At 46.1% G+C, this 7,935-nt stretch carries 6 protein-coding genes; all 6 read left to right on the top strand.

The window, feature by feature from the left end; all coding sequences use genetic code 11:
* The first annotated feature begins 78 nt into the window (after positions 1–78).
* The 6 genes from V6U78_RS12540 to V6U78_RS12515 all read left to right on the top strand — a co-directional run bounded on the left by V6U78_RS12540 (position 79) and on the right by V6U78_RS12515 (position 7,885).
* Positions 79–366 (top strand): hypothetical protein, encoded by a 288-nt coding sequence (locus V6U78_RS12540; RefSeq protein WP_405341502.1) that lies wholly within the window; start codon positions 79–81, stop codon positions 364–366.
* Positions 366–1,262 (top strand): TIR domain-containing protein, encoded by an 897-nt coding sequence (locus tag V6U78_RS12535; protein ID WP_405341499.1) that lies wholly within the window; start codon positions 366–368, stop codon positions 1,260–1,262. Before V6U78_RS12540 ends, V6U78_RS12535 begins: the two co-directional genes overlap by 1 nt.
* Positions 1,263–1,423: 161 nt before the next feature.
* Positions 1,424–2,950, top strand: coding sequence for a hypothetical protein (locus V6U78_RS12530; protein ID WP_405341496.1), 1,527 nt, complete (start codon positions 1,424–1,426; stop codon positions 2,948–2,950).
* A 72-nt stretch (positions 2,951–3,022) separates the two neighbouring features.
* A complete protein-coding gene (locus tag V6U78_RS12525; protein ID WP_405341493.1) occupies positions 3,023–4,114 on the top strand; it encodes a hypothetical protein in 1,092 nt (363 codons plus the stop codon).
* Between the two features lie 136 nt (positions 4,115–4,250).
* Positions 4,251–6,176, top strand: a complete 1,926-nt coding sequence (locus V6U78_RS12520; protein ID WP_405341490.1) for an ATP-dependent nuclease — start codon at positions 4,251–4,253, stop codon at positions 6,174–6,176.
* Entirely contained in the window at positions 6,173–7,885 is a 1,713-nt protein-coding gene (locus V6U78_RS12515; protein ID WP_405341487.1) for a UvrD-helicase domain-containing protein, read from the top strand. The genes V6U78_RS12520 and V6U78_RS12515 overlap by 4 nt, the downstream gene beginning before the upstream one ends.
* The last annotated feature ends 50 nt before the right edge of the window (positions 7,886–7,935 follow it).

Below are 7,935 nucleotides of genomic sequence, written 5' to 3'. Positions count from 1 at the left end.
AGCGGAGAGGCATTGTGGCCTTGGTTTACTTGGTTGAGGAACAAAGTGTCGCTGGTAGGTCATTAATAAGGAGGGGGCATGGTTGGAATATCTGGACTCGACAAGCTACAGAAAGAACTAAAACAAGCACAGCAAGCGTTGAATGAATTAGATGGCGAGTTGGGCGTCGTTAACTTTGATCCTAACGATCCTGCCAGTATTGAAGCTGCCATTCAGTCAGTTATTCGAATAATTGATAGCCGTATTGAGCCGTACGCTAACAACTCTATTGTTGGGTCGCTCGCCGATCAAATGAAAGAAAGCTATAGAGAAAGCATTCTCCAGAAAGCCGCTGAGGCTCGATTGCAGTCTAACGAGGATGAATGATGGCTCAAGATATTTTCGGAGAAATCAACAACGCTGTTCTAGACTTACAGAACTCGCAGCTACAGACGTACGAACGTCCATTGAAGAAGCTGGCCCAATTGTTGCGACATCCCGACCTTGAACCTTACAACGAAGAGCTGACAAAAGACGTTGATCTCGATGCTTTCATTGCGGAAAGTGAAAAAACTGGCGGTAGCATGGTTGGCAGTGCCCAGCTTGCCTGGCCAGATGACCCCAAAAAGACTATGGGGTTAACGTTGCTTTTGATCGAGAAACTGGCCAACAACCCTAGTTACGCTACCAACTTCGGTCATCATTTTTTCTATTCCGGGAAGAAAATCATAGCCGGCATCCATTCGCTTACTGGGCAACTCATCATTCCCTTTGTTCGTGATTACAAGCACTATGTCCAATCAAAGGGGAGTACTGAAACTGTGTTAAGGCCAGCATTTTCACGCAAGGTATTTATTGTTCATGGCCATGACGATGGTGCGCGCGAAACGGTGGCTCGCTTTCTGGAACGCATTGGTTTGGAGGCCATCATTCTCCATGAACAGGCCAATCAAGGACGAACCATTATCGAAAAGGTTGTTGCAAACAGCGATGTTGGATTTGCGGTAGTCCTTCTCACACCGGATGATGAGGGCTGTGCAAAGGGAGGAAATCCCGAGCCACGGGCTCGGCAAAATGTATTGTTGGAGCTGGGCTACTTCATAGGCCGGTTGGGCCGAGACAAAGTATGCGCCCTAAAGCGCGGCACCTTGGAAATTCCAAGTGATTTCGCGGGTGTCGTCTGGGAGACGATGGACAGCAACGGTGGCTGGAAGCAAGCACTTGCGCGCGAACTCGAAGCGGCAGGCCATAGTATAGATTGGAACAAGGTTATGCGCGTTTGATATGCGATCAGCTACGATTGAAGAGCCGCTGCAGCGGCCTCGAAATGCACTTTGTCAGGTTCCGTGCTGATAACCTTTAACAATCGCGTGTACAGGGACTGGTTCTCCGCTGCCGCTACAAACCAGCCCGTAACGCGGGCGTTATTCACAAGGAGATATCAGTGTTATCTGATCCAGAAGTAAAACAATTAGCAAACTTAATAAAAGATTCATTTCGTATTAGGCCCAATCATAATCCAGATTATGTCGATGTTTCTGGCCATTTAGCAAGATTTAGTTCCTGCCAGCATCAACTAGTATTTGGTCGCCGTGGATCAGGGAAGTCTTGTCTTTTTGTTCACTTTTTGAATGACACTGATGCTAATAATGGGGTTTTGCCAATTTATATTGAAGGCGATGAGTTTAAGAGGCTTACCTATCCAGACCTTCTCGTCCGGTTACTGCTTCGTATTTTTGAAAACATGCCAGAAGCAAAGCAGCACTGGAGGCGTTGGTTAAGGTGTCCAAATAGTATCCAAAAAAATATAACTGATTTACGAAAGCTTTTGTCATCGGCCGAAGAAGCCATCGTACGTCAGACTGACGGTGATGTATCAGAAAAATATGCGGGGCTCTCAAAGGGAGGGGCAAATTCAGGCCTCAAAAAATCGAAGAAGCATGAGAGGCAAAGTGAATTTAAAGAACAGAAATTAGATTATCTAGAGCGGTATTTAAGTGACTACAAAGAGGCATTATCAACTTCCCTCGATAAATCCAGATATGATTCTGCCTTTATTTTGCTCGATGATTTTTATCTGATACCCAGAAGCCGGCAGCCGGATGTAATAGATTATCTGCATCGCTTAGTTCGCGGAACTAATTTCTACTTGAAGATAGGAACGGTCCGGCACAGAACGACAATAATACGCAACGAGGAAAATACAATAGGGGTTGAGCTCCATCAAGATGTAGAAGAGATAAGCCTGGATAGAACATTGGAAGACGTGGTTTCTACTAGCGAGTATCTGTCCCAAATGCTGGAATCTGTCGCCTTTAAGGCAGGATTAGATAACCCAAAGGGAAAGCTTTTTAACCCAGAAGCCTTTCATGCTTTGGTTCTGGCCTCAGGAGGTGTGCCTAGAGACTTCCTAAATATTTTTGTTGAAGCTATTTATTCTTCTATATCAGACGGAAGAGAACAATGGATCACCCCAAGATATATTTGGAAAGGCGCGAGTAGACTTTCCTATCGAACTAAATTAAACAACCTCAAAGAGGAGGGTGTTGTAGATGCCTCTCCCTTGGAAAAACTGTACAGAGATATTATTTCCTTTTGCCTAAAGGAGAAGCGAAAAACAGCTTTTCTTGTTTCACAAGAGCAAGCGCAAGAATTTCCGATTGTACATGAACTCATACAGCAGTTAATGGATTTCAAATTGATTCACATTATCGAACCGGATACTTCTGCGGCCTCTGGAAGAAAAGGTAGATTTGAGGCTTATACCTTGGACTTCTCCCTATTCATGGAGCCCCGGATCAGGAATGTTGAACATGTGGAGTTTTGGAAGATCGACGATAATCGTCGTCGGGTTGGCGTGCGAGAGGCTCCGAACTATGACCTCAGTAGAGCACAACAAGCAATAAACAGCGAGAGCTCACCAAGCAGTATTGAGGAAACTCTCCACGAGGCTGAGAGCGCTGGTGTATAACAATCGCATTAAAGCCGACGCTCGTTCCTCGCGCGCTTTATGCGCACGTTAGGTTTCGCAAGGGGTTTCTGAATGATCGAAGTTTTTGAACGGCCGAATAACCAGCGATATTGGGTTGTTAGAGCCCAAGGTGGAGATTACATCGATCATTTCCGGCAGGCGGGTACGGTAGCGATTGGTCACTTGGATAAGCTATCCCCTCCGCATACGCATCCTCAGCCATACTTCCCCTTGATGAGCCCTTTGCTATCCCAAATTGGAGCTTTAGAAAGAAGAAAGCGTGAAGAAGGCTGGAAAGCAAGAACCCACAGAAGGTACGGACAAATAAGAGTATTCATCGCCGAGATGGCGGTTGGCGATCTCGTAGTAAGCGTTGATTCGGGCTATTTAATGGTTGGACGAATTGTCGGCCATCCTCGGATTGACAACAATCCAGTCAGAGTTATCCGAGATCAAGAAACTGGTGATTTTACTGAGATGCCATTCTCTCTGCGGCGTCCAGTAAAGTGGGGGCCTAAAATAAGAAGAAAGCATCTGCCAACCGCAATGAAGAGGAGTATATCAGCTCGGCAAACAGTATTTAATATTGATCCATACTGGGCAACGCTTTATCACATGCTGTACCCAATATTTACCTCTGAAGGGAAAATATTTTTTTCCACTAGAATAAATCAGAGTGACGCAATAAGTAACTATAGCGTTTCCCAGTTGTTTTCAATACTCACTGATCTAGAGGTCTTAACTAGGTCACTTGAGGTTACCGAAACCCCTGAACAGATTCGCTTTGAAAGATTGTTCGACCAGATTCTAAGAGAAGATGGCTTTAAGCTGGCGACTACTGCTGAGTTTATGTCTCCGGGGTCAGTCTGGAGTTATCTTGGAGTCGATGACGATACCGGACGAAAGATCATTCTAGGGTCATTATTGTTTGGCGCTCTTTTCGGGGTGAAAATTGGTCCTCTCGAAGTCGATGGAGTTATTCACAAAGAACTCAGGGAGAAGATATTGGACCAGTTTGTACAAAGACTGGATTATCACAACGCTGAGTCTGTAAAAGAAAGACTTGAGCTAACTCTTCCAGAGTTCAACACCGAACCCCTTGAAGATGATGAACATGATGAAACTGAGGACCCGCGACGTCTGGCTCTACTTAAAGAAACCTAACCAGGCGCAGCAGTTCGCCGCCGCAAGCGGCGGCAGGACGCTCGCAAGCTCGCGCCTCTGTGCGCAACGTTATGCGCTGGTATTACTAAGTTCACTAAATACCCAAAGCGAAAGTTGAGAATAGGTGGAGTTGGAGATGAAACTACAGTCGATTCGACTTTCAAATTTTCAAAGCTTCGGTGCTGAACCAACAGAACTTACACTGGAAGAAATTACTTATCTGATTGGCCCCAATGGTTCAGGAAAGACTGCTGCACTCCAAGCTTTATGCCGACTGTTTGCATTTGATCCATCATTACGCCGTATTCAGCGCTCAGACTTCCATGTTCCGCACACTGAACAGGAAGCGCCCGAAGAAAGGGAGTTATGGATTGAGGCTGACTTCGAGTTCCCCGAGTTGGAGGGTGAAGAAGATAACTCAACCGTTGCTCCCCATTTCAGTCACATGCGCCTTGATGCCCCTGACGGAATTCCTAGGGTACGGTATCGCCTAAGTGCCACTATGGGCCTGGATGGGGATATTGATGAAGCTTTCGTGTATGTGCTTGAAGTTGGCCCGGACGGCTCACCTCTAAATCCTGAAACAGTTCCCAGATCTGATCGAAATCACATACAAGTCCACTATCTGCCAGCAAGAAGAGATCCGACTGACCACATTGCATACGGAACCAACGCGCTTCTGGGCCGCTTGCTACGGGCAGTGAATTGGGAAAATGAACGAGAAGAGGTCAAAGGGTTCACCGACCAGATTAGTGAGAGTCTGGCTGCTAATCCATCGGTCAATGCTTTTAGTACCCACCTGAGAAAAACATGGAGCACCCTTCATAAAGGCAGCTACTTTACAGATCCAAAGATTACTTTTGTGGCATCTGAGATCGAGGCGTTGCTTCGTCATTTGTCCGTATCTTTCTCGCCAGGGCATGATGAAAAAATTGTCGATTTTTCCCGACTCAGCGACGGTCAGAAGTCGATGCTTTATCTATCGTTGGTTTTATCATCTCAAGCTATTGCGCGTGCTGTCCTTGCTGGTGAGGACGATTCTTTTGACCCAGAAAAGTTGCGCCCGCCGGTTTTTACTCTAATTGCCCTTGAGGAACCAGAGAATAGCCTCTCGCCTCACTATTTGGGGAGGATAGTTAGCGCTCTTAACTCAATGACGAGCAACAAGGATGCTCAGGCTCTAATCGCTACGCATGCTCCGTCAATGTTACGACGTGTCGATCCGAAAAATATTCGATATCTTCGACTTACCGAAATCCGGCAATCAAGAATTACGAAAATCCAATTACCCGCCAAAACAGATGAAGCGCACAAATTTGTACGTGAGGCCGTACAAGCATTCCCTGAGATTTACTTCTCGCGTTTGGTTGTATTGGGTGAGGGGGATAGTGAAGAAATAGTACTACCACGCCTTTTCCAAGCAAAAGGTGCGCCAGTTGATGAATCAGCAGTTACGATTGCTCCACTTGGAGGTAGGCATGTCAACCATTTTTGGCGCCTTTTATCAGCACTGCAAATCCCATTTTTGACTCTTCTAGATTTAGATGTGGGCAGATATCAAGCGGGCTGGGGAAGAATAAAGTATGTAAATAACCAACTTGGTTTATATCAATCTGAAAAGGTCCTGCCAACTTCTTTTTCTTTATCAGATTGGAATGATGACAAAGTTCCTGTTCGTACACATCATTTCTTTGAAAACGGCACTAAGAGTGTATTTGAAGAGCTGGAAACGCGTGGTGTTTTTTTCTCATTTCCAATGGATTTAGATTTTTCAATGCTCCTTGCTTTCCCTGATGCTTACGGTGTTCAGCAGGAGGTTTCAGATGAGTCAACAATTAAAGCAGTTTTGGGAAAGAGCCATCATGGCTCATACCAATACAGCGGAGATGAGTTCAATCTTTTCTCTTCGTATCACAAGCTTTTTAAACTGGGTAGTAAGCCCGCTGCGCATATAGATGCTCTTGCTAAACTGAGCAACGAGGAATTGCTGACGAACATGCCAGAATCATTTGGACGACTTGTAGATGCCGTGATAGCGAAACTTGCGGAGCTGCCCGAGTGATTGCTGTAGATGCATGGCTGCCTTCGGATGGGTTAACGCTTGAGCCTAATGCACTGCTGGCTGCGAAGGAGCAAGCGCGCTGTCTTGCACTGACTGCGGGGCCGGGAGCGGGCAAGACGGAAATGCTTGCACAGCGAGCTGACTTCCTCCTACGAACTGGAACCTGCCGTTATCCGAAGAGAATACTCGCTATCTCTTTTAAAGTTGACGCTAGCAAAAACTTGAAGGAGCGAATCCAAAGACGCTGTGGGCACGAATTGGCTTCCCGTTTTGATAGCTACACATTTCATGCGTTTGCAAAGCGTATTATTGATCGTTTCCGAGTAGTGCTTACTGGTAATGATGCTCTTGATTTGGATTATTCGATTGGCGAAAGAAAAGTCACAAGAAGGCAAATTACATTTCATGATCTTGTTCCCTTGGCAATTCAAATTCTCAAGGCCTCTGTTGTTGCAAGAAATGCTATACGCCAAACTTACAGCGATGTTTTCTTGGATGAATTCCAGGACTGCACGGATCAGCAGTATGAACTCGTTAAGGTAGCCTTCAAAAGTACGAGCATTCGTCTTACAGCTGTCGGTGACACCAAGCAGAAAATCATGGGATGGGCAGGTGCTTTGGACGGAATTTTCCAAACGTTCGCTAGGGATTTTGCAGCCATCCCACTAAATATGTACCGAAACTTTCGTTCAAAACCGCGCCTGCTTCGGGTGCAGAACGAGATAATTCGTGTGCTTGATCCAGCTTCCGTCATGCCAGATCACCAACTTGCTGGTGAGGAGGGAGAGGTTTTCGCGTGGCAATTCGGGAATGCTCAGGGGGAAGCTGAGTATTTGGCCGATTTGATTTCCGAATGGATCAGAAATGAAGAGATTCCGTTATCCGAAATCGCCGTATTAGTGTCCAAGCAATTAAATCTTTACGCCAACCACCTGATGGCGGCATTGGAAGTTAGGGGAATACCATATCGGAACGAGCAGGAGATGCAGGATATTGCTGTCGAACCTGCCGCAAGGCTCGTCGTTGACTATTTGTCTTGCCTCTATGGCCAGCGAGAGCCCAAAGCTTGGATTCGGCTGATGAATCAATTGATTCCCTTTGCTGATGATGAGGTGCAGTCTAGCGCCAGGCAAAACTTCCAACGCTTCTTCAAGGAACAGCGAAACGTCATCATCATGACCGAGTTGTTGGATGAGCAGTTTTCGGGATGGTGGGATTCTGTGTGTAGCTTTCTGACTAAAATAGGAAAGGAGACTCTTGTTGCTCTCTCGCCTGACTATGAGTCACATGCCAGGTTAGGTGAGGTTGTGAGAGATACCAAAGCGTGCATTGAAGACTTGCTGAAACTTGAGCCTGATTTACCCCAAGCCTTGACTCGTTTCTCTGAAGATCAGGCTGTGCGTATTCTGACAATCCATAAGAGTAAAGGATTGGAGTTCGACTCAACGATAATTATGGCTGTTGAAAACGAAATATTCTTTGGCGATCAGGGTGCTAATCGGTGTGCTTTTTTTGTTGGTGTATCGCGAGCTAAACGACGCCTGGTACTAACACATGCGATTGAAAGAGAAAGACCGAAAAATCATGGTGGCCGTTGGAATGTACGTCGAACTCCTCAGCAGGAATATATTAGTTTCGCTCTTCCTCATCTAAATGGCGTTGATGGCGAATCAGATGATCATAGTAATGATGGTGCAGATCAGGCATAACCAATCAATGCATAGGACGTCGCCGCTTCGCGGCGGCGCCCATGATTGAA

The sequence above is a fragment of the Marinospirillum alkalitolerans genome, assembly GCF_045055655.1.
GTDB lineage: Bacteria > Pseudomonadota > Gammaproteobacteria > Pseudomonadales > Halomonadaceae > Marinospirillum > Marinospirillum alkalitolerans.
The sequence above is the reverse complement of the archived record's forward strand: the minus strand, read 5'-3'. Positions and strand labels throughout refer to the sequence as shown.

Bases quoted from the DNA above. Each gene is read 5' to 3' on its own strand.
- V6U78_RS12540 (WP_405341502.1), top strand. From the start codon at position 79: ATGGTTGGAATATCTGGACTCGACAAGCTACAGAAAGAACTAAAACAA.
- V6U78_RS12525 (WP_405341493.1), top strand. From the start codon at position 3,023: ATGATCGAAGTTTTTGAACGGCCGAATAACCAGCGATATTGGGTTGTT.
- V6U78_RS12520 (WP_405341490.1), top strand. From the start codon at position 4,251: ATGAAACTACAGTCGATTCGACTTTCAAATTTTCAAAGCTTCGGTGCT.
- V6U78_RS12535 (WP_405341499.1), top strand. From the start codon at position 366: ATGGCTCAAGATATTTTCGGAGAAATCAACAACGCTGTTCTAGACTTA.